At 70.4% G+C, this 22,576-nt stretch carries 15 protein-coding genes; 5 read left to right on the top strand and 10 right to left on the bottom strand.

Translation table 11 applies throughout. The features are described from left to right. The first annotated feature begins 16 nt into the window (after window positions 1-16). On the top strand, window positions 17-973 hold the full coding sequence (locus tag Cco03nite_RS14530; protein ID WP_203692601.1) for a sulfotransferase family protein: 957 nt from the start codon (window positions 17-19) through the stop codon (window positions 971-973). 153 nt (window positions 974-1,126) lie between these two features. Here Cco03nite_RS14530 and Cco03nite_RS14525 read toward each other — a convergent pair whose 3' ends face one another. The 8 genes from Cco03nite_RS14525 to kduI form a co-directional block, all read right to left on the bottom strand. Then, the gene (locus tag Cco03nite_RS14525; RefSeq protein WP_203692600.1) at window positions 1,127-5,425 is read right to left on the bottom strand and encodes a LamG-like jellyroll fold domain-containing protein; all 4,299 of its coding nucleotides are present in this window, start codon (window positions 5,423-5,425) and stop codon (window positions 1,127-1,129) included. A gap of 273 nt (window positions 5,426-5,698) precedes the next feature. After that, on the bottom strand, window positions 5,699-7,195 hold the full coding sequence (locus tag Cco03nite_RS14520; protein WP_203692599.1) for an aldehyde dehydrogenase family protein: 1,497 nt from the start codon (window positions 7,193-7,195) through the stop codon (window positions 5,699-5,701). A 53-nt stretch (window positions 7,196-7,248) separates the two neighbouring features. Then, window positions 7,249-8,244, bottom strand: coding sequence for an ABC transporter permease (locus tag Cco03nite_RS14515; protein ID WP_203692598.1), 996 nt, complete (start codon window positions 8,242-8,244; stop codon window positions 7,249-7,251). Then, window positions 8,241-9,794 (bottom strand): sugar ABC transporter ATP-binding protein, encoded by a 1,554-nt coding sequence (locus Cco03nite_RS14510; RefSeq protein ID WP_203692597.1) that lies wholly within the window; start codon window positions 9,792-9,794, stop codon window positions 8,241-8,243. The genes Cco03nite_RS14515 and Cco03nite_RS14510 overlap by 4 nt, the downstream gene beginning before the upstream one ends. Next, window positions 9,791-10,789 (bottom strand): ABC transporter permease, encoded by a 999-nt coding sequence (locus Cco03nite_RS14505; RefSeq protein WP_203692596.1) that lies wholly within the window; start codon window positions 10,787-10,789, stop codon window positions 9,791-9,793. Before Cco03nite_RS14505 ends, Cco03nite_RS14510 begins: the two co-directional genes overlap by 4 nt. Continuing rightward, window positions 10,786-11,871, bottom strand: coding sequence for a sugar ABC transporter substrate-binding protein (locus Cco03nite_RS14500; RefSeq protein WP_203692595.1), 1,086 nt, complete (start codon window positions 11,869-11,871; stop codon window positions 10,786-10,788). Before Cco03nite_RS14500 ends, Cco03nite_RS14505 begins: the two co-directional genes overlap by 4 nt. A gap of 129 nt (window positions 11,872-12,000) precedes the next feature. Beyond that, window positions 12,001-12,780, bottom strand: coding sequence for a 2-dehydro-3-deoxy-D-gluconate 5-dehydrogenase KduD (kduD, locus tag Cco03nite_RS14495; protein WP_203692594.1), 780 nt, complete (start codon window positions 12,778-12,780; stop codon window positions 12,001-12,003). Then, window positions 12,777-13,556, bottom strand: a complete 780-nt coding sequence (kduI, locus tag Cco03nite_RS14490; protein ID WP_203692593.1) for a 5-dehydro-4-deoxy-D-glucuronate isomerase — start codon at window positions 13,554-13,556, stop codon at window positions 12,777-12,779. Before kduI ends, kduD begins: the two co-directional genes overlap by 4 nt. A 202-nt stretch (window positions 13,557-13,758) precedes the next feature. Between kduI and Cco03nite_RS14485 the strand changes: the two genes are divergently transcribed. After that, on the top strand, window positions 13,759-14,550 hold the full coding sequence (locus tag Cco03nite_RS14485) for an IclR family transcriptional regulator (protein WP_203692592.1): 792 nt from the start codon (window positions 13,759-13,761) through the stop codon (window positions 14,548-14,550). A 139-nt stretch (window positions 14,551-14,689) separates the two neighbouring features. Here Cco03nite_RS14485 and Cco03nite_RS14480 read toward each other — a convergent pair whose 3' ends face one another. Continuing rightward, window positions 14,690-14,914 carry a tautomerase family protein gene (locus Cco03nite_RS14480; RefSeq protein ID WP_155368031.1) on the bottom strand — a complete coding sequence of 75 codons (225 nt, stop codon included), beginning with the start codon at window positions 14,912-14,914 and terminating at the stop codon, window positions 14,690-14,692. A gap of 223 nt (window positions 14,915-15,137) precedes the next feature. Here Cco03nite_RS14480 and Cco03nite_RS14475 point away from each other — a divergent pair, with 223 nt between their 5' ends. The 3 genes from Cco03nite_RS14475 (at window position 15,138) to Cco03nite_RS14465 (ending at window position 18,366) form a co-directional block, all read left to right on the top strand. Next, window positions 15,138-15,908: a YcnI family copper-binding membrane protein gene (locus Cco03nite_RS14475; protein WP_203692591.1), complete on the top strand. Its 771-nt coding sequence runs from the start codon at window positions 15,138-15,140 to the stop codon at window positions 15,906-15,908. Further along, a complete protein-coding gene (locus Cco03nite_RS14470; RefSeq protein WP_203692590.1) occupies window positions 15,905-17,581 on the top strand; it encodes a copper resistance CopC/CopD family protein in 1,677 nt (558 codons plus the stop codon). The genes Cco03nite_RS14475 and Cco03nite_RS14470 overlap by 4 nt, the downstream gene beginning before the upstream one ends. 122 nt (window positions 17,582-17,703) lie before the next feature. Next, the gene (locus tag Cco03nite_RS14465) at window positions 17,704-18,366 is read left to right on the top strand and encodes a hypothetical protein (RefSeq protein WP_203692589.1); all 663 of its coding nucleotides are present in this window, start codon (window positions 17,704-17,706) and stop codon (window positions 18,364-18,366) included. A gap of 64 nt (window positions 18,367-18,430) precedes the next feature. Here the strand turns inward: Cco03nite_RS14465 and Cco03nite_RS14460 are convergent, their stop codons facing one another. Then, a complete protein-coding gene (locus Cco03nite_RS14460; RefSeq protein WP_203692588.1) occupies window positions 18,431-22,312 on the bottom strand; it encodes a ThuA domain-containing protein in 3,882 nt (1,293 codons plus the stop codon). Window positions 22,313-22,576 lie beyond the last annotated feature (264 nt).

Here is a 22,576-nt window from a genome sequence, read left to right as displayed (position 1 = left end):
AGTTTGACTGCTCGCCATGCTCTCCCCCGCACCGGTCTTCGTGGCCGGAACCGGTCGTTCGGGAACCTCACGGATCGCCGACGTCATCGGCGAACATCCGCTGATCCATCGAATACCCATGGAGACGAAGTTCATCGTCGACCCGGGCGGCCTGCGGGACCTGGCCGCCGCGCTCACCGAGCGATATGACCCGCACGTCGGTGAGGACGCTCTGCACCGGCTGAGTGAGCTGCTCACCGTACGGTTGCCCGGCCGGCGCGACGATCGCGGCAAGACGGTTCCCGAACTCGTCGGCCGGCAGCGCTACCGGAACGCGGTGCAACAGCTCTGGCAGCAGCTGATCGCGTGCACCTTCGTCGAGCCCGCACCCGCGGACGGCTTCGCGGACGCCGACCGGCCTGCCGGGGCGTTCGAGCCGGTGGGCCGACGGCGGGTGGTTCCCCGGTACTTCAGCGACCGGGGCGAGTTGCTCGCCATCCTGCGCGGCCTGGTCGACACCCTGTTCGGCGGAGCGGCCGCCGACGCGGGCAAGCCGATCTGGTGCGAGAAGACACCGTTCAACCTGCTGGCCATGGACTTCCTCTGGGAGCTGTTCCCGGAAGCGACCATCGTGCACATCAAGCGCCACCCGGTCTCGGTGCTCGCATCCCACCTGGCCCAGCCGTGGGCGCCGTCCACCGTCGACGACGCGCTCGTCTACCTGAAGCCGGTCTACCACCGATGGCTCACCTGGAAGGGCGGGGCCGACCTGGCCGGCAGGCGATACATCGAGGTGAGGGCGGAGGACCTCGCCGCCGACTGGCCCGGCCGGCGCCGAGCCCTGTTCGAACGGCTCGGCGTCGACGATTTCGCCACCCCTTCGACGTTCCAGTCGCAGCAGCTGGCGCACCGCAACGACCAGTTCGACGAGGAAACCCGCCGCCACATCGAGGAAGCATTCGACACGATCATCCCGGCCATGGGATACGAGTGACGGCTTTCAGCGCCGACCCTGGCGGAGGACGGCCGGCGGATCCTCGTGACACACCCGGGGCGGCCCCCGAAGCATGTTCCGCACAGAAGTGGACCCCGGGAATCCTCCCGGGGTCCACTTCGTCATGTCATCCGCGACCTGGCGTCGGCGCGATCACCGGCGACCCTGGTGCAGCTGCGTCACCTGCTCGGCGGTGAGTTCGTAGCCGTACAGCCGGAAGTCGTCGATCAATCCGTCGAACCTCGAATCCCCCCAGCTCGTACCTCCGATGAAGTTGGCCGTGGTGGTGCCGCCCACGCCCACGTCACCGATGCCGATGGTGAAATCGGTGCGGGTGGCCTGCAGGACGCCGTTGAAGTAGATCTTCCCCGTCGACCCGTTCATCGTGAACACCACGTGCGTCCACTCGTTGAGCGGCAGGTCCCTGCCCGCACCGAGCAGCAGCCGTTCCTGCGTGGCCACCCCCGGTGCCTTGAACGTGGCCCCGAACCCGGTGGTCGTGCCGTTCGTCGACGACTGCATCAGGAAGAACGTGTCCGTGCTGCTGCCGATCTGGACCAGTGGGACCCAGCTCGGCAGCGTGTCCGGCCGCGCCCAGAAGGACACGGTGAACTGCTCGTCCAGTCCGGCCGCGATGTTGTCGGCCATCTTCACGTGGTTGTTCGTGCTCGCGGCGCCGCCCGGCAGCGAGACCGCGCTGCCGTACCGGCCGGCTGCGCTCCAGCCGGTCGTGCCCAGGAAGGAGGCTGTGCCGATCGACGACTTCGTTCCCGTGTTGGCGGCGGTGGTGCCGGTGTTCTCGTCGAAGGTGTAGCGGACGGCGACGCCTTCGTTGTACACCTTGGCGATGTCCGCCGCGGTCAGCGTGGACGTGTACAGGCGCACGTCGTCCATCAGACCGTCGAACGGCGCGTCGCCGTAGCCGTTGCGGCCCAGCCAGTTGTTGGCCGTCGGACCGACCTCGGTCATGCCGACGGTCAGGTCGGTCCGGGTCGCGATCACCACGCCGTTGAGGTACAGCGTGCCGATCGAGCCCGACCGGGTGAAGGCCACGTGGCTCCACTGGTTGACGGCCACGTCCTGCGCCGGGGTGGCGAAGACCCGCTCCTCGGGACCGGTCTTGCCCTTGAAGGTGACGGCGAGTCCGGTGCTGCCGCCGGCCTGGGTCTGCATCTGGATCTGGTAGTAGCTCCCGGCGGAGCCGAGTCCGTCACCGATGTGGAACAGGCCGGTCCAGTTGGACTTCGTGTCGGGGCGTACCCAGAAGGCGGTGGAGAAGTTCGCCGCGCCCTGCAGCAGGTTGTCCGGCAGGTCCACCGCGTTCGTGTTGCTGCCGCCGGGCAGGTTGATCGCCTTGCCGAGGACACCGTTGACGGACCAGCCGGTGGTCCCGGTCAGGACGGCCGACCCCACCCCGGTGACGGAACCGGTGTTGGCGGCCGTGGTGCCCTGGCCCTCCTCGAACTCGTACCGCACCGGGATGCCCGTGGCGGGCGGCGGCGCGTTGTCGCCGACGATCACCAGGTCGTCGATCATCAGGCCGGTGCCGGTCCCGGTCAGGGTGAGCGTCTGCGAGGCGGTCGCGGCCGTGAAGGTGCCGGAGTAGGTGCCGTAGGCGGCCGTCGACGGCAGCGCTGTCGTGGCGGTGAGCGTGGTGCTCAGGCTGCCGATCGACAGGGTCGCCGTCGCCGCGGCGGTCCCGGCTGCCCGGGCGTCGCGGGCGTAGCGCAGCGATATCCGGTACGTGGCACCGGGGGTGAGATCGCTGACGGTGCGCCTGACACTGCCCGAGGCGCCCAGGGACAGCTGGTAGCCGGTGAAGCCGAGGCCGCCCTGTCCGGTGGCGTTGCCGCGCACCAGCTGGACCTGGCTCTGGACCGTCCACGGCACCATCCGGCTGTTGCCGGCGGCGACGTCGACCGTCGCGGGCGGGTTGTCGGTGCGCCACTCGGCGGGCAGGCGCGGGTACTCGAACTGGTCGACCACCCGCGGGTTCAGGTTCGTCATGATGACCGCGGGGTCGATCTTGACGATCTTCGCGACCGACGGGGTGCCGGCGGCGTCGAAGACGAACAGCATGTACGCACCGGCCGGCGCGTAGTTGCCGTTGAGCGGCGAGTTGACGGTGACCGTCCCACCGGACTGGCTGAACGCCAGGTTCTGGAAGTTCTGGTCGTTGTTGAACCCGTGCGTCACCGAGCCGTTGCGGATCAGCGCGACCTTGGAGATCGTGCCCGTCGCGCTGATCTGGAAGGTGCCGTTGTAGCCGATCTTCGCCGGCGCGGTGTTGATCACCGGGCGAGGAGCGGGGTTGTTGCCGTCGAACAGGTACGACGGGGAGTAGTACTCCACATCGGTGTAGTTGCGCGGACCGGGGGCGCCGCCGCCGCCGATCATCACCCGGCCGTCGGGCAGGAGCAGGGCCGTGGAGTGGTAGAGCCGGGCGCGCTCGCCCGGGATGACGACCTCGGTCCAGCCCCCGGTGTCCGGGTTCCAGATCTCGGGGTTGGTGACGTACCCGCCGTTGCCGTTGTTCTCCCGGCCGCCGCCGGTGACCAGCACGCGGCCGTCGGGCAGCAGCGTCGAGGTCGCCCAGTGGCGCTGGTACTTCATCGGCTGGGTCGCCGTGACGACCGGGTTGGCGGTGCCGCCGGTGATGTCGACGACGAAGCCGGCACGGGCGCCGTCGGGGCCGCCGCCGTTGCCCCACCAGCCGCCGCCGACCTGCAGGATCTTGCCAGGGCGGAACATCGTCGCGGTGGAGGTGGCACCGACCGGGTTGCCGTTCGTGCCCTGGTTGGAGATGTTGGTCGGCAGGGTGCCGCGCAGCGTCAGCTGGCCGGTCCCGCTGTTGCCGTACGGGTTGAGCTCGTACATCTGGGTGCCCGTGATGTTGAACAGCGTCCCGGTGGTCGGGGACACGAACGCCCGCGGGTACCACCAGCGGTTCTCGTCCGCGCCGGCGTGGTCGGAGCCGCCGTCGCCGTACGCGGCCGGGCTCCGGGCGCCGTCGAGCTTCTTCCAGCCCGAGCCCTGCTCCGGGGTGTAGATCTCCGGGGTGAGCACACCGCGCCCGCCCGGTCCGCCGGTCAGGCTGCCGCCCTGGACGACGACGTCGCCGTTGGGCATGGTGGTGCCGGTCGGGTACCACCGGGGGAAGTTCATCGGGGCTTCGTTCTGCAGCCCGTTGTTGGTGGTGTAGCTGGTGACACCGATAGCGCCGTCGTTGGGCGAGTTGCCGCCCATGCCGTCGTCACCGCCGACCGTCATCGTGGAGTGGTCGTGCGGGGACTGCACCTGCATGGCGCAGAACAGGTCGGTGTACGTGGTGTTCGGCAGGATGCCGTTGCGCAGGTTCGCCAGGGTGCGCGGCTGGGCGGGGTCCCAGACGTCGACCTCCATCTGGCCGCCCTGCGTCACCGAGTCGTTGCCGGTCCAGTCGTACGGCGTGGTGTCGGTGCCCCAGCCGCCGACGCTGCCGAACGACTGCACGCGGCCGTCGGAGGTCAGCGCCATGTTGATCGGGACCAGCGGCCACGGGGTGACGCCGCTCCAGGAACCGGCCTGGTCCTTGACCGGCGGCGAGCAGTCCGCGGGCAGCAGCTTGGCGGCGTAGGCCAGGCCGTTCTTCATCTGGGCGCGCATGTACGCCTCGGTGTACGCGGTGCCCTCGTGGCCCATGGAGGTGTACCAGGACCGGCCGGAGTCGATCGTCTGGCACCAGGTGAGCGGGTGCATGGAGCCCTGCCGGCCCATGCCGTACGAGGACTCGTCGGCCTCGATGAGGGTGCGCACCCACGGGGCCGGGTTGACGACCCAGTCGTACCACTCGTCGCTGCGGGTGATGCTCGCCGTCACGCCCTGGGTGAGCGGGTGGCTGGTGTTCGTCACGAACACCCGGCCCGGCCGCACGCCGGGGTTCTCCGGGTGGCCCTCGGAGGCGGCGCCGATGAGGCGGGCGTAGAACGGGTTGACGTCGTGCTCGCTCTCACCGGCCGACCAGCCGGTGTAGTGCATGCCCATGAAGCCGCCGCCGCCGCGGATGTAGGCCTCCAGCGCGCTGCGCTGGGACGCGTTGAACAGCACGCCACCGGTCTGCGCGAAGACGACCGCGTCGCGGACGGCGAGGTTGGCGGTGTTGAAGACCGCGGGGTCCTCGGTCTCCTGGATCTCGACCGGCTGGTTGTACTGCGTGCCGAGCTGGGTGACCAGGGCACGCACCGCCTCGCGCGCCTGCACGTGCGAGGCGTGGAAATTGGACTTGTAGAACAGCAGGATGTTGAGCCGGCCGTCGTCGGCAGGCGCGGCCTGCGCGGCGGCGGGAACGGTCAACCCGGTGACGGCCAGCGTCAGCGCGGCGAACGTCGCGACAGCTCGGCCGGAGAGTCCGCCGAGCAGTCGATCGAGGTGGGTGAACAGGTGAGAGCGGGCAGACCTGCGGGGCACTTTCATCAGAGATCCCTTGAGGTTCGGCGGGCGCGGCGGCGGGAACGGAGACCGCCGCAAGAGCCTGAACGTAAGACACTCGTGAATGGCGTGTCAAGAACTGGGTCTACATATATGAACGCATGTTTCTAGGAGTTCATATATGCGAACCAGAACTTGATACACGATCATTCGCACCCGTTCAGGCGACGACCGATACAGAGGTAGGCCCGCCGGAAGGATTCCGGGGGCCTACCTCTTCAGGTCACGCGCATCGCTCACCTCGACGGCGAGCTGAGGTCACCGCAGCTCGGCGATGACGGTCTTGAGCTCGGTGTAGTCGTCCAGCCCGAAGGATCCGAGCTCGCGCCCCCAGCCCGACTGCTTGAACCCGCCGCGCGGCAGCGTGACGTCGTCGGCGTGCCACGTGTTGAGCCACACCGTGCCGGCCCGCAGGCGGGCGCCCACGCGGTGCGCGGTGCCGATGTTCTGCGACCACACGCCCGCGGCGAGCCCGTACACCGTGTTGTTCGCCGCCGCGACGACCTCGTCCTCGGTGTCGAACGGGATCGCCGTCACGACCGGGCCGAAGATCTCGTCGGTCTGCACGGCCATCCGCTCGTTCACCGACGTGATGAGCGTCGGCGCCACGAAGAAGCCGCGGTCGCCGACCGCGTCGGCGCTCCCCGCGTTCAGGACGGCGCCTTCGGCCACCGCCCCGCGGATGTAGCCCAGCACCTTCTCGTGCTGCTCCTTGGACACCAGCGGCCCCATGTGGGAGGCCGGGTCGAAGCCGTCGCCGACCTTGATCGCGCGAGCGGCCGCGGCCACGCCTTCGACGACCCGGTCGAAGACACCGCGCTGGACGTACAGGCGCGAGCCGTTGACGCAGCACTGCCCCTCGTTGAAGTAGCCGCCCAGCACCGCGCCGGCGACGGCGGCGTCGATGTCGGCGTCGTTGAAGATGATGTTGGGCGCCTTGCCGCCGAGCTCCAGGGAGACCTTCTTGAGGTTGCCCGAGGCCGCGGCGGCGATCTTCTTGCCGACCTCGGTGCTGCCGGTGAAGGCGACCTTGTCGACGCCGGGGTGGTCGACCAGCGCGGCCCCGGTGTCGCCGAAGCCGGGCAGGATGTTCACGACGCCGGCGGGCAGGCCGGCCTCCAGCAGCAGCTCACCGAGGCGCAGCGCGGTCAGCGGGGTCTGCTCGGCCGGCTTGAGGATGACGGTGTTGCCCGCGGTGATCGCCGGGACGATCTTGAAGCAGGCCATCAGCAGGGGGAAGTTCCACGGCACGATGCCCGCGACGACGCCGACCGGCTCGCGGCGGGTGTACGCGTGGAACTCGCGTCCCGGCACGGACATCGGGATGGACGTGCCCTCCATCTTGGTGGCCCAGCCCGCGAAGTAGCGGAACAGCTCGGCGGAGGTCGCCACGTCGCCGTCGCGGGCCGCCTCGACGCGCTTGCCGTTGTCGAGGGCCTCCAGCTGGGCGAACTCGTCGGCGTGGGCGTCGATGAGGTCACCGATGCGCCACAGCAGGTGGGAACGGTCGCGCGGGGTCATTCTCGACCACGGGGAGCCGGACTCGAACGCCGTACGGGCCGCCACGACCGCGCGGTCCACGTCGACGGCCGACGCGTACGCGACCTCGACGAGCACCTCCTCGGTCGACGGGTTGACGGTGGCGAACGTCCTGCCGTCCTTCGCGTCCACCCACTCGCCGCCGATGAGCAGCTGCTTCGGTGCGGACAGGAACGAGCGGACGGCGGGCAGGAGCGCGGAGTTCTCGTTGGGCATGATTGCCTTCCCTTTGTGCGGTTACCTTGGTCGTGGCATCGGATTCGGACCGGTTATTTGATGATCGACACCTTCGACCAGTCGAGGGTGAGTGCGACGGCGACGACGATGATGACGCCGTAGAGGATCTGCTCGTAGGCGGACGGCACACCGACGATCGGCAGGCCGACCCGCAGCAGCGTCACGACGAACGCTCCGGCGAGACTGCGCCACAGGCTGCCGTGGCCGCCGGTGATCGCGGTGCCGCCGACGACGATCGCCGCGACCGCCGGCAGCAGGAGGTTGTCGGCCATGGTGGGGCCGCCGCTGAACTGGCGGGAGACCAGCATGACCGCGGCGAACCCGGCGCAGGCGCCGGAGACGCAGAACGCGCCGATCTTCACCAGGTCGACGGGTGTGCCGGCCAGGCGCGCGGCCGACTCGGAGTAGCCGGTGGCCGAGATCCAGCTCTGCAGCGGGGTCACCTTGAGGACGAGGGCGATCAGGGCGACGACGAGCAGCGCCATCGCGGCCGACATGGGCACGTAGCCGGCGAGATAGAGGTCGAGCCACGCGACCGGCGAGTCGTCGACCACCCGCACGGTGCCGGCGCCGGAGACGACGAGGGCGACCGCGGACAGGATGCTCATCCCGCCCAGGGTGACGATGAACGACGGAATCCGCAGCAGCACGTGCGCCACGCCCTGCACCGCGCCGATCGCCGCCGCGACCCCGATGACGGCCGGTGTGGCCAGGCCGCCGAGGTGCGGCAGCCAGAGGGCCAGCAGGACCGTCGTCAGCGAGGCGAGTGCCGCGATGGACAGGTCGATGCCGCCGCACAGGACGACGAGCGTCGCCCCCGCGGCGAGCACGATGAGCGGCGCGGCGGTCCGCGCCACCGCGGTCAGGCTCCGCGCGGTCAGGAAGTCCGGGTCGGCGATCGTCAGCGCGGCCACCAGCGCCACCAGGGCGATGAGCGGCATGAACCCGGTGAGCCGCTGAGCCGGGCGAGGGCCGGTCCTGCCGGTCGCGGGTTCGGCGACCGGTTGCATGGCGACGGGAGTGCTCATACCATCTCTTTCACGAGGTCCAGAGGGCTCGGCTTGCCGCCGTTGGGGCAGGCGACCTCGGTCACGACCCGGCCGTCGTTCATGACCAGGATGCGGTCGGCCATGCCGATGGCCTCCTCGAGGCTGTCGCCCAGCAGCACGGTGGCGACCCCGCTCGCGGCCAGCTCGCGCATCAGCCGGTAGACCTCCGAGCGGGCGCCGATGTCCAGGCCGCGGGTCGGGTGGTCCAGCAGGAGCAGCCGGATGTCGCCACCGACCAGCCACCGGGCCAGCACCACCTTCTGCTGGTTGCCGCCGGACAGCCGCTGGATGGGGGTGTCGCGGCCCGGCGTGCGGATGGACAGCCGCTCGATCCAGCGGTCCACCAGGCCGGCTTGCTTCTTCGGCGCCACGAAGGGGCCCGCGCAGCGGGCCTTCTGCTTGGTCAGGGTCATGTTCTCGGCCACCGACATCGGGCCGACCATGCCCTCGATCTTGCGTTCGGCCGGCACGTAGCCGATGCCGGCGGCGCACGCGGCCCGGGTGTTGGGCAGGCTGAGCTTCTTGCCGTCCATCCGGATCTCACCGGCGGTCGTCGGCTCGATGCCGAACAGGGCACGGCAGACGTCCTCCCGGCCGGACCCGTGCACGCCGACGATCGCCACGATCTCACCGGCCGCGACGTCCAGGTCGATGTCCTGGAACGACTTGCCCGACAGCCCGCGCACCGACAGCCGGGGCTGCTCGGCCGCGACAGGCGTGGCGGCGTTCTCGTGGTAGTGGTCGTCGGATCCGGTGGAACCGATCATCATCCGGTGCAGCTCGCGCGGGACGGCGCCGGCGGTGGCGACCTCGCCGACCGACTGGCCGCTGCGCAGCACGGTCACCCGGTCGCACACGTCGAGCACCTCGTCGAGGCGGTGCGAGACGAACACGACCGAGGCGAACTCGCGCAGCCGGCGGATCTGCGCGAACAGGGTCTCGATCTCCTTGGACTCCAGGACCGAGGTCGGCTCGTCCAGGATGATGACCGGCGGGTGCTGGCTGCGCTGCTCGATACGCAGCACCTTGGCGATCTCGACCATCTGCCGGTCGGCGAAGGAGAGCGAGTCGGTGCGGGCCAGCGGATCGATCTTCGAGCCGATCTTGTCGAGCTGCTCCTGGGCCAGCCGGCGCATGACGTCCCAGCGGTAGACACCGCGACGGACCGCGGGGCCTTCGCCGCCGAGCAGGATGTTCTCCGCGGCGGTCAGGTTGGGCACCAGGGACTGCTCCTGGAACACCATCCCGATGCCGTGGTCGGCGGCGTCGACGACGCTGCGCAGCTTGACGGCCCCGCCGCGGACGTAGATCTCGCCGGCGTCGGGGGTGACCAGGCCGACCAGCGCTTTGAGCAGCGTGGACTTGCCCGCGCCGTTCTCGCCGGCCAGGCCCAGCACCTCGTGCTGATGGACCACCAGGTCGACGCCGTCGAGCGCCTTCACCCCCGGGTAGTGCTTGACGAGGCCGCGGACCTCCAGCGCCGGCACCGGCGCGGACGTGGTGGGCTCCCGTTCGGCTGGGACGCTCACTTGACCACCTGGTTTCTACGACGCTGGGGGATGACCGCGGCGGCGACCGCGGCGACGACGATGAGGCCCTCGACGCCACCCTGCCAGTACGGGCTGACCCCGACCTGCACTAGACCGTTCGTGAGCACCATGACCAGCACGACACCCACGGCGGAGTGCAGGATGCCGCCCCGGCCCCCGGTGAGCAGGGTGCCGCCGACGACGGCGGCGGTGATGGCCGAGAAGTCGTAGCCGTTGCCGGCCTGGACGAGGCCCGCGCCGAGCTGGCTGGTCACCATGACCCCGCCGAGGCCGTAGAAGGCCCCGGCGAGGGCGAAGACCGCTACCTTGTACGGCTTCACCTTCACGCCCGACAGCGTGAGCACCTCCTCGGCGCCGCCGATCGCGAACGCGTACCGGCCGAGCCGGGTGTAGCGCTGGATGAGCCAGCCCACCAGGATGCACGCGGCGGCGATCCAGGTGAGATAGGACAGCCCGAGGAAGCGCTCGATCGCCCAGCTCTTGAGCATGGCGTCGGTGATGTTGGGCTGGACGCCGGCGAACATGAGGGTCGCGACGCCGAGCCCGATGGCCGACACCCCGAGCGTCGCCATGAACGACGGCACCTTCAGCAGGACCAGAGCGAGCCCGCTCAGGCAGCCGAACGCACAGCCCAGCACCACGGCGACCGCGATCCCGGCCAGCCCGAAGTCGTTGTCGTTGCGGTTGTTGGCCACCAGCAGCGACACGGTCAGCGCGGACGCGCCCATCACGCCGGCGGCCGACAGGTCGATGGACCCCATCATCAGCACGAACGTGATGCCGCAGGTGACCACGGCGAGCACCGCGGCGGCGTCCACGATGTTCTGGACGTTCTCGATGCTGCGGAACTGCGGGCTCAGGGCCGCGAAGATCAGGAACAGGACGACCAGCGCGACCGGTGGCCCGGCGTCTCGAAACGCCGCGCCCCGCCGGAAGATCCGGCGAGACGCGGCGACCCCGGATGTGACCGTCACTTCAGGGGCCCGGCCACACGCTTGAAGACGTTGGCGCAGTCGAAGTCCGACGGGTTCGTCTTCGGCTGGGCGAAGTCGGCGGCGTTGTCCTTGGTGATGAGGAACTGCTCGGCGAAGAACGCCCGGTTGTCGGCGGCGATGTCCTTGACCTGCAGCTTGCCGGTGGCGACACAGAAGCCGATCGCCAGGCCGATGCCGCCCTGCCAGGTGCCGTCGCTGGAGACGGTGGCGGTCATGGTGCCGTTCTGGACCGCTGTGACGGCGTCGGGCACGGCGTCGATGCCGACGACCGCGACCTTGCCGGACTTGCCCGCCTGCTGGAGTGCTTCCAGAGCGCCGAGCGCCATGTCGTCGTTGGCGGCCCAGATGCCCTTGACCTTGTCGCCGTGCTTGGTCAGCAGCGTCTTGGTGACCGTCAGCGCCTCGGCGCGGGAGAAGTTGGCGGTCTGCTGGTCGAGCAACTGGACGCCGGGGTTCGCCTTGAGCGACTCCTGCAGGCCGGCGAACCGGTCCTTGGCGGCCGCGGTGTCCAGGACGCCCTGCAGCGCGATGATGCCGCCCGAGCCGCCGATCGACTTGGCCAGCGCGTCACCGATCTGCTTGCCGGACTCGACGCCGTTGTAGGTGATGTGGCTGATCCACGTCTTGTAGTCGGCCGGCTTGAGGTCGGCCGGCTTGTTCCACTGGGTGACGAGGAACGCGCCGGCCTTGTCGGCGCCCTTGACGATCGGCGCGGTGTCCGAGTCGCCGTTGGGGAGCACGTTCATCACCAGGCACTTGGTGTCGCCGGCCAGGATCTGGCTGATCTGCTCCTGCTGCTTGGTGGAGTCACCGCCGTAGGTGAGGCGCTGCTGGGTGAGCCCGACCGTCTTGGCGAAGGCGTCGCCGCCGGCCAGCCACGAGGCTTCGTAGGGGTTGGACTCGTTGCGGACCTGGCCGACCAGCTTGACGTCGGCCGGCTTGCAGGCGCCCGCGCCGGCGGGGTCGTTCTCCCCGGCCGGGGCCTCGCTGCAGGCGGCCAGGCCGACGACTGCCAGGGACAGGGTCAATAAGACTGCGGTGGGACGAAACGCGATCTTCACGGTGATCCTCGATCTCTTCAGTGCCGGAGAATCCGGCTGGGGGTGGCACAAATCGAGCGAGAAACCTGCCGCCATTTGGGCGGATGGCGGTCGGCGGATCGTACGGGTTTGGTGCGCTGGAGGCCAGGGTCAGCGGGCCATCCAACCTCCGTCGACGACCAGGACATGGCCGTTGACGTAGTCTGCGGCGGCGGAGCTCAGGAAGACGGCCGCTCCGGCGATGTCGGCGGCGTCTCCCCAGCGACCGGCGGGGATGCGTTCGAGGATGGACCGGGAGCGGTCCGGGTCCGCCCGCAACGCGGTGGTGTTGTCGGTGTTCATGTAGCCGGGCGCGATGGCGTTGACCTGCACCCCGAACCGGCCCCACTCGTTGGCCAGGGCCTTGGTGACGCCGGCGACGCCGTGCTTGCTGGCGGCGTACGCCGCCACGCGCAGTCCGCCCTGGAAGGAGAGCAGGCTGGCGATGTTGACGATCTTGCCGTGCCCGCGCTCGGTCATCGGGCGCCCGAACTGCTGGCAGAGCAGGAACAGGCCGTTCAGGTTGACGTCCACCACGCGGTTCCACGACTGCCGGCTCACGTCCACCGAGTCCTCGCGGTCGATGATGCCGGCGTTGTTGACCAGGATGTCGACCTGGCGGTCGGCGGTGACCCGCGCGGCGACCCGCTCGACGGCGTCGTGGTCGCTGACGTCGAGGTCGACGAGCTGCACGTCCCGGCCGAGCTCGGCCACCCGGTCGCGGGTGGCCGACTGGCTGCCCGGCCGGCCCAGCAGGACCAGGTCGGCTCCCGCCTGGGCGAGCCCGTAGGCGATGGCCTGGCCCAGGCCGCGGCCGGCCCCGGTCACCACGGCGCAGCGACCGCTGAGGTCGAACGGCGACCGCGGTGGCGCGGCGGGCGGGGTGGTCACAGGTCCTCCAGCGCCACGGCCTGCAGATCGGTGTAGTCGTTGTTCTCGCCGGCCATCGCCCAGATGAAGGCGTACGAGCCGGTGCCGACGCCCGAGTGGATCGACCACGGCGGGGAGATGACGGCCTCGCGGTCGCGCACGACGAGGTGGCGCGAGACGCCGGGCTGGCCCATCAGGTGGAAGATCCGGTCCTTCTCGTCGAGGTCGACGTACATGTAGACCTCGGTGCGCCGGTCGTGCAGGTGCGGCGGGAACGTGTTCCAGACGGAGCCGTCGGCGATGACGGTCACGCCGAACTGGAGCACCGAGGTCTGCAGCTCCTGACCCCAGGCGTACCGGTAGAGGCTGCGCTCGCTCGCGCCCTGCGCCGTGCCCAGCTTGACCGGCTCGATCGCCGCGTGGCTGAGCAGCGCGGTGGGGTAGGACGCGTGCGCCGGAGCGGAGACGAAGTAGAACGCGGCGTCGGCCCCGGCGAACACGACCTCGCTGCCGCGGCCGACGAACAGCCCGTCCAGGTGGCGCAGCTCGAACTTCTCGTCGTCGACGAGCACGTGGCCGGCCTGGCCGACGTTGACGATGCCGAGCTCGCGGCGGGCCAGGTGCGAGTCCGTGCCGAGCACGTCCCAGGCCGGCAGTTCGAGCCGGCCGGCGCCGGGAACCGCTCCGCCGACGACCAGCCGGTCGTCGTGGGTGTAGACCCCGTGCACCTCGCCGGTGCGGAACAGGCTGTCGACGAGAAAGTTCTTCCGCAGGTCCGCATTCGTTGCCGTCTCCACGCTCGACGGCGATACGGAGTGCCTTACCTCGATCAAAACTGCTCCTCGTTTGTGAACCCGGTTCCGCTATGTGAACTGAACGCGACGATACCTATGGCCCCGATCACGAGTCAAGGGGCCGAAATCAGTCCCTCCATGTGAACTGTGGTTTAGTGGTATAACGTCGGGAACATGCACTGTGACGATTGATGAGGAGGCCGCGGTGGACGCGGACAAGACGGTCAACGGCAGCTCCGCCACCTCGGCGGTCAAATCCGCTGCGCGTGTCCTCGACGTCCTGGACGACATCGCGGCCAACGGACCCGGCACCCAGTTGCAGCTGGCGACCCGCCTCGGCATCCCGAAGAGCAGCCTGCACGCGCTACTGCGCACCATGTGCGCCCGCGGCTGGCTGGACACCGACCAGACCGGCAGCGTCTACCGGCTCGGGGTGCACACGCTGACGGTCAGCTCCGCCTACATCGACGGCGACCCGGTGCTGGCGCGCGCCAGCGGCGTGATGGACGAGATCGCGGCGGCCACCGAGGAGACGGTGCACCTGGGCCGGCTGGAAGGCGCGGAGGTCATCTACACCGCCAAGCGCGAGTCCAAACACCCGCTGCGCATGTACTCGGCCGTCGGCCGCCGCCTGCCGGCCTACAGCACGGCCCTGGGCCGGGCGATGCTCGCCGAGATGCCCGAAGACGTGCGCGGCACGTTCGTCCCCCACCAGATCAAGGCCATCACCTCTCAGACGATCACGAACCGGGACGCGCTGCTGGCGACGATCGACAAGGCCGCCCAGCTCGGCTACGCGGAGGAGACCGAGGAATCCTGCCTGGGCGTGCGCTGCTTCGGCGTCGCGCTGCCGTTCTCGCACCAGTCGGTCGACGCGCTGAGCATCGCGGTCCCGATCAGCCGGCTCAAGAAGGGCCGGGAGGACTTCATCATCGAGACCCTGCTGAGTGTGAAAGCCCGCCTGTCGGCGATGCGCGACAACCGGCTGGTGCGCTGACCCGGCGCACGGGTCGCGCTCTGCCGGCGGCACACCACCCGACCGGCCCCGACAACGACGATGGGGCCGACCCTGCCCATGGGTCGGCCCCGCTCCTCCACCCGCTCGCGCCCGCACAGTGCGCGAACGAGCGGTGGTCTCAGCGCTTCTCGAGCGCGGCCACCACCCCGGCGCGCGAGGCGTCCTCGCTGGCCAGCACACCTCCGTTGGCCACGACGTCCGCGGTGATCTCGGTGAACACCATGCGGACATCCTGCTCACGGGCTCCGAGGATCTCGACGGCGCTGTCGGTCACGGCTCGGGCGAACGCCCTGCGCTGCTCCACGGACCGGCCCGCGAGCAGTTCGACGGTGATGTTAGGCATGGCGCCCCTCCCATTTAGCGGCTGTCCACGATATGGACCTCAGTTCATCAACGTGAACTGACGCTACTGTGCTGTCTGAGACGCCGCAAGGCCAGGGTCCGCCGAGAGTTCACATACTTGACATCGGTTCGGCCTGTTGGTCGAATCACTGCGACCCCGAATCGGCGAGCCCGCACAGATCAACACCGGCGAGCCGGCTCGTCCTGAGGCGCGAGGAAGCGACATGCGGCGCAATGACATCGGATCCGCCCGGATCCAGGCCGGCCGGCACGACCGCCGTTCGACCCGAACGCAAGCCCGGCGCGTCCTGCAGACCAGCGCCGCCACGCTGATCGTCAGCGTGTTCGGCTTCGCGGACCCGGCCAGTGCGCACGTCACCGTCACCCCGTCCACGACCGCGGCCGGCGCCCACGCCGTCCTGCAGTTCAGCGTCGGGCACGGCTGCGAGGACTCGCCCACCACCAAGATCACCATTCAGATCCCGCCGCAGATCACCTCGGTGACCCCCACCCGGACGGCATTGTGGACGATCGCGAAGCAGACCGAGACGGTCGACCCGCCCGCGGTGGACGCCCACGGCAACAAGATCGTGCAACGGGTCGCCTCGGTCTCGTTCAGCACGCAGTCCCCGCTCCCGAACGGCTACCGCGAGGTCTTCGAACTCTCGGTCCAGCTGCCCGAGACCGCGGGGACCGAGCTCGTCTTCCCGACCATCCAGACCTGCGAGCAGGGCGAATCCGCCTGGATCGAGGTCGCCCAGGACGGGCGGAACGCCGAGGCGCTCGAACTGCCCGCCCCGAGCTTCACCACCTCCGCGCCCGCCGCGGGCACGCTCCACCACACGGCCACCGGGGACGCCCACGCCACGCACGCCCCCGCCGCGGCGCCCGCGCCGGGAACGGACCGCGCACTGACGATCGCCGCGCTGGTGGCCGGGGTCCTCGGCGCGCTGCTCGGCGGCACGGCGCTCGTCCGACAGCGCCGCCGGCCATGACCGGCCAAGGGGCGCGGCGGATCCGGACGACGGCATTGCTGGTCCTGGTCCTCGTCTCCGCGATGCTGCTCGGCCTGCCCCAGCCGGCGCACGCGCACGCGCACCTCACCAGCACCGACCCGGCCGAGGGCGCGGTGCTGCAGACCGCACCCGAGCGGATCCTGTTCACCTTCGACGAAGCCGTACGCGCTGTCCCGGGCGGTGTCCAGGTCTACGGCCCGCAGGGTGAGCCGGTCCAAGCGCAGCCGACCGTCACGGGCGCTGAACTCGAAGTCGAGCTGCCCGCCCGCCTGGGCGACGGCACGACCGTGGTCACCTGGCGGGTCGTGTCCGAGGACGGCCATCCCATCAGCGGCGCGCTCACCTTCTCCGTCGGCGCGCCCACCCCCGTCAACACCCCGGCCGCGGCTGAACCGAGCAGCATCCCCGAGGTCCCCTGGACGCTGACCCTGGCCCGCGTGCTGGGCTACCTCGGCCTCCTGCTCGCCGCCGGGCTCGTCGCGTTCGCCGCCCTGTTCCTGCCCGCCGACCCCGGCGCCGATCGCCCACGACGCCGGATCGCCGCCCTCGCGCGCGCCGCCGGTGCCGCCGCGGCCGTGGCCTGGCTCGCCGCGTTGCCGATCACCGCGGTCTACCTGCTCGGCGGCGGGCCGTCCCTGCTCAGCCAGGGTGCGACCTGGTCCTCCCTGCCGCTGACCGAGTACGCCGTCACCGGGGCCGTCGTGGGTGGGCTGGCGCTGGCCGTGACGCTGCTCAGCACGGGCTCGGCGGCACGACGGCGGCACGTCGCGGCGGCAGCAGCCGCCGCGCTCGCGGCCATGGCCCCCGCCCTGGTCGGGCACACCCGCGCGGCCAGCCCCGAACTCCCCGTCGTCGGCGCCGACGCGCTGCACCTGCTCGCGGGCAGCGTCTGGCTCGGCGGGCTCGCCGGACTGGCGCTGACCCTGCCGGCCCTGGCCGGCCGTGGCACCACCGCGGCCGAGGTGCTCGCCCGGTTCTCGACCGCCGCCGCGGGCGTCCTCGCGGCCCTGGTCGCCACCGGCACGCTGCTCGTGTGGCGGATCCTCGGTTCGTGGACGGCTCTCGTCGACACCGGCTACGGCCGGCTGGTCCTGGCGAAGATCGCCGTCGTGCTGGCGGCTCTGGCCATCGCGGCGTGGAACAGGTGGTCGCTGCTCCCCCGCCTCAGGCGGGCGGCGAGCAGGACCGGCCCGCAGGCGCACTCCCGACCGGTGGTGCGCGCGACCGCGATCGAGGGCGCATTCCTCGCCGTCGCCCTGCTCATCACCGGATTCCTCGTCGACACCAGCCCCGAGGCCGACCCCCGGCCCGCGAGCGCGTCGGCCGAGGCCGATCCGGACACGCACGAGACGACCCTGGGCGACATCAAGGTGCGCGCCTCCCTCAACCCGCTCACCCGCGGCTCCAACACCATCACCCTGCGGCTGACCACCGCGGCCGGCGAACCCACCGAGGGCGTCGCCCCGCCGGTGGTACGCCTGTCCTCCGGCGGGACGTCGCTCGGCGCCGTCCCGCTGACGCAGGTGTCGGCGGGCCTGTACACGGCGCAGGTCATGCTCCCGGTCGCCGGGACGTGGCGGATGCAGGTGTCGCTGCGGGTCAGCCAGTTCGCCAACCCCGTCGGTGAGCTGGACTTCGTCGTCAGAGGTTGAGCTCGCCGTTCCGGGATGCGCGACCGGCATGGACACCGGCCGATCACCGTCGCTACTGTCGTCGCGGATGATCGTGCGGCGGCGATCAGTGACCTGTCCTGCCTTCGCCAAGGAGCATCCCGATGTCACGCAAGACCGGCAAGCCGTCCTACACCACGCCCGCCGCGTCGCGGCCGGCCCGTCCAGCCGCGCAGGTGCTGCGGATCCTCGCCGGCTTGGCGGTGGCGGTGCTGGTCGGGGTGTTGATCGGGACGCAGGTCGCCGCGCCCGGAGCCGCGGACACCACGGTGGAGCAGCTGCGCGAGCAGGAGGCCCGCCGGGACAAGACGCAGATCGCCGAGCTGACCACGCATGCGCGGGCCACCGCCGGGGTGATCACGCCGATCGCCGAGGGGCTCGCCGAGCCGGGCAAGGTCGATGACGCCCAGCTGGCACAGTGGAAGAAGACCATGACGGCCGAGATCGCGTGGTATACCACGACCGTGTCGGGAATGACGGCCACCAATGTCGCCCGGGGCGCGCTGCGCAACGCGGTCGAGCAGCTGGCCGCCGCGCTGGACACGCTGTCCGCGGCGCGGGCGCTGCCCGAGTCGTCCCGCCGGCCGGTGGAGGCCGCGGCTTCGCGGCAGCGCGAGCTGGCGGTGGCGGCCTGGTCGGTGGCCGCGACGCAGCTCGACCAGATCAACGTCGATGCCGGAAACGGCCACCAGCACGTCTACCTGAGCACCACCGGCGTGGACGGGCTGATGGCCGGCGACGGCCTGCCGGACGGCACCGGCAAGTGACGCCGTGACGCCTGCCGGGCGCGGAGGACCTGAGCGGTCCTCCGCGCCCGGTCGGTCTACCCGATCAGCTGTAGACCTCGAACTCGAACAGCGAGTAGCCGTACGCGGTGCCGCGGGCCGTGCCGTTGATCCGCACGTATCGGCCGGTGGCCCCGAGTGCCGTGTTGTCGTCGACGCCACCGTTGCCGCCGGTCACCGACCGCACCGTGGTCCAGGTCGTGCCGTTGGCCGAGGTCTGGATCTGGTACGCCGAACCGTACGCCGCCTCCCAGGTCAGCTTGACCCGGTTGATCGCGTACGACTGGCCGAGGTCCACCTGGATCCACTGCGGATCGGCGAACGCGCTGCCCCACCGGGTGGTCAGCGAGCCGTCGACCGCCGCCGTCGCCACGAACGCGCCTTCCACGCTGGACGCGGTGGCCGGACGGTTCAGCGCGAGGTTGTTCGTCGGCGGCGGCGGGCTGCCGTCGCCGTAGACCTCGAACTCGAACAGCGAGTAACCCCAGGCGGTGCCGCGGGCCGTGCCGTTGATCCGCACGTACCGGCCGTTGGCCGTCAGCCCGGTGTTGTCGTCGACGCCGCCGTCACCGCCGGTGACCGAACGCGCCGTCGTCCAGGTCGTGCCGTCGGCCGAGGTCTGGATCTGGTACGCCGAACCGTACGCCGCCTCCCAGGTCAGCTTCACCCGGTTGATCGCATACGACTGGCCCAGGTCCACCTGGATCCACTGCGGATCGGCGAACGCGCTGCCCCACCGGGTGGTCAGCGAACCGTCGACCGCCGCCGCCGCCGTGTAGGCGCCCTCGACACTCGACGCCGTCGCCGGACGGTTCAACGCCAGGTTCGTGCCCGTCGGCGGCTGGGTGCCGCCCGCGGTGAACGTGAAGTCGTCGATGTCGAACAGCGAGCCGGTGGCCGCGCCGGTGAACACCAGGTACAGCTGCTGGGTTCCGGCCGGCACGGTCACCGTGCCGGTCACGTCGACCCAGGTCTCCCAGCCGCCGGTCGGGGCGACCGGCACCGTGGACACGACCGTGCCGGTGGGTGAGCCGACCCGGACGGTCAGCGTGCCGCCGACACCGGCCGAGGCGACCCGCGCCTTGAACCCGGTGACGCCGGTCAGGTTGTACGTCGCGAACGAGATCCAGTCACCGTTCTCGATGTAGCCGACGGCGTTGCCGCCGTGCGCGCTCGCCTTGGCGGCGATCTGGACACCGTTCATGGTGCTGTAGTGCTCGGCCTGCCGGGTCCTGGGCTGCAACTGGTGCTGGGCCTGGACCGCGACGCCGGTCGGCGGGGTGTACACCGCGGCGAGCACCCCGAAGATGTTCGCGGCCGCGTCGTGCTCACCGTCGACCGTGGTCTGGATCGAGCCGGTGCAGCCGTTCTTGCTGGTGATGGGGTGTCCGTGGCTGTCGTGGCCGAGGACGTAGTTGAGCACGACCCGATTGCAGTCGACGGTGCCGACGTTCGGGTCGGTGACCCGGATCTCGTAGGGGATCAGGTCGCCGAACTGGAACACGGTGCCGTTGCCCGGGATGACGATCTGGATGCCGGGCCGGCCGACGCCGACCACGACGCTGGCCGTGGAGATCCGGCCGCCGGTGTCACGGACCGTCAGCGTGGCGGTGTACTCGCCGTTGGCCGCGTACGTGAACGTCGGGTTGGCCGCCGTGGAGTCGGTGCTGCCGTTGCTGGTGAAGTCCCAGGCGTACGTGATCGCGTCGCCGTCCGGGTCGTTGCTGCCCGCCGAGCTGAACTGCACGGTGAGCGGGGCAGCTCCGGTGGACGGGTTGGCCGCGGCCTGGGCGATCGGCGACCGGTTGCCGCCGCTGTTGTACTCGATGCGGTACACGGCCGAGTTGGCGTCGCCGCCGAACCAGGTCGTGCCGTAGTCGAGCACGTACAGGGCGCCGTCCGGCCCGAACTCCATGTCCATGATCGCGGTGCCGGACCACGGCACCGGGTCGATCGCACCGGCGGTGCCGTTGGCGTTGATCGTGGCCGCCTTGATCCAGCGGCTGGTGAACTCGCCGAGCATGGCCTTGCCGTTGTAGGAGGCCGGCCACTTCACGTCGGAGACCAGGGACGGGTTGAACTGGTAGACCGGGCCGCCCATCGGGCCGCCGCCGCCCAGTTCGGGCCGCCAGGGACCCGCACCGCCGTACGGCAGCCAGGCGGCCTGCGACGGCGGGAGGGTGGTGATGCCCGTGTTGTTGCGGGAGTTGTTCGTCGGACCGCCGGCGCAGTTGAACAGGCCGGTCGACGGGCCGCTGGGGAACGTGTACTCGTGGTAGGGGGTGTTGTAGTTGGAGCAGTACGGCCAGCCGAAGAAGCCGGGCTGGGTGATCCGCTCGAACGAGACCGTGCCCGCCGGGCCGCGGTTCGGGTCGGCGCCGCCGTCGGGGCCGTAGTCGCCGAGGTAGACGACCCCGGTGGCCTTGTCGACGCTCATCCGGAACGGGTTGCGGAAGCCCATGGCGTACACCTCGGGCTTGGTGTTGGGAGTGCCCGGCGCGAACATGTTGCCGGCCGGGATGGTGTAGCCGCCGGTCGCTCCGGGCTTGATCCGCAGCACCTTGCCGCGCAGGTCGTTGCTGTTGCCCGCGGTGCGCTGGGCGTCGAACGCCGGGTTGCGGTCGGGCCGCTCGTCGATCGGCGCGGAGCCGCCCGAGTCGAACGGGTTGGTGTCGTCACCGGTGGACAGGTACAGGTTGCCGGCCGCGTCGAAGTCGATGTCGCCGCCGACGTGGCAGCACTGCCCGCGGCTGGTCGGCACGTCGAGGATGGTGACCTGCGACGCCGGGTCGATCGTGTTGTCGTCGCGCACCGTGAACCGGGCCAGCTTGTTCGAGCCGTTGAACGGGGCGAACTGCGCCGCCGTGCCGGTGGTCGGGGAGTCGCCGCCCGGGGTGCTCAGCGGCGGCGCGTAGTACAGGTACACCCACCGGTTGGTGGCGAAGTTCGGGTCGGCCTTGATGCTCTGCAGACCCTCCTCGTCGTGGGTGTACACCTGCAGGCTCATCGCGATCTTGGTGTTGCCGTTGACGTCGGTGTACCGGACCACGCCGTCGCGGGAGGTGTGCAGCACGCCCCGGTTCGGCAGCACGGTCAGGCCCATCGGCTCGCCCGTCTCGGCCACGCCCTTGGCCAGCGTCACCTGGCTGAACGTGCCGACCGGCGGGGGTCCGCCGACCGTGCAGCTGCCGGTGCCCTGGGCCGCGTAGCGGATGCCGCCGAGCAGGTGGGTGCGGAAGTTGGCCTCGTTGAAGCTCTCCTGGGTGTGCCCGAGGCCGGTGTACCAGGAGCGTCCGCCGTCGTAGGCGCGGCACCACGAGATCGGGTGGTCGGCGCCCATGCTGCCACCGGTGTACGTGGACTCGTCCAGGTTGGCCAGCACGTGCACCGACGCGCGCGGGTTGGTGCGGTAGTTGTAGAGCTCGTCGGTCCGGTTCCAGTTGGCCGGCAGGCCCGCGGTGGACGGGTGGGCCGTGTCCTCGATGCGCACCGTGACCGGCTGGATCGCCGGGTGGCTGGCGAAGTACGCGCCGACCAGGCCGCCGTACCAGGCCCAGTCGTACTCGGTGTCGGACGCGGCGTGCACGCCGATGTAGCCGCCGCCGGCGCGCACGTAGCGCTCGAACGCGGCCTGCTGGGTGGCGTCGAGCACGTCGCCGGTGGTGGACAGCCAGATCACGGCTTTGAATCTGGCCAGGTTGGCGTCGTTGAACTGGGTCGCGTCCTCGGTCGCCTCGACGGCGAAGTTGTTGGCCGTGCCGAGCTGCTGGATCGCGGTGATGCCCACCGGGATCGAGTCATGCCGGAACCCCGCGGTCTTGCTGAAGATCAGCACCGTGAAGTCGGGGGCGGCCTGCGCAGGGGCGGCGTTGAAGCCGAGCCCGGCCAGCATGAGGGCGACACAGAGCAGCACTCTGCGTAGGAACATGATCGGTTGGCACCTCTCCCGTAGAGAGAACTGATGAAGACGTGCGCCGATCACGTCTGTTCGGTGAGCTGTCGGCCGCACCGTGACTCGGTGGGCCTCAGAATTGGTGCGACTCGATGGGTGGCGCCGCACCGCCCGGCAACGCGGGCGTGCGCGCCCTCACCTCCGTCCTGATCGGAGCCGATGGGAGAGCGCTCTCCTATAGGGGTGCAGACAGTTAAACAGACTCCCCCGCCGTTGTGAAGGCTCAGCACGTGCCGACCG

Source organism: Catellatospora coxensis (assembly GCF_016862635.1).
In the GTDB taxonomy this organism is placed as follows: domain Bacteria; phylum Actinomycetota; class Actinomycetes; order Mycobacteriales; family Micromonosporaceae; genus Catellatospora; species Catellatospora coxensis.
Note: the sequence above shows the minus strand (reverse complement) of the source record. Positions and strands in the feature narration are given on the sequence as shown.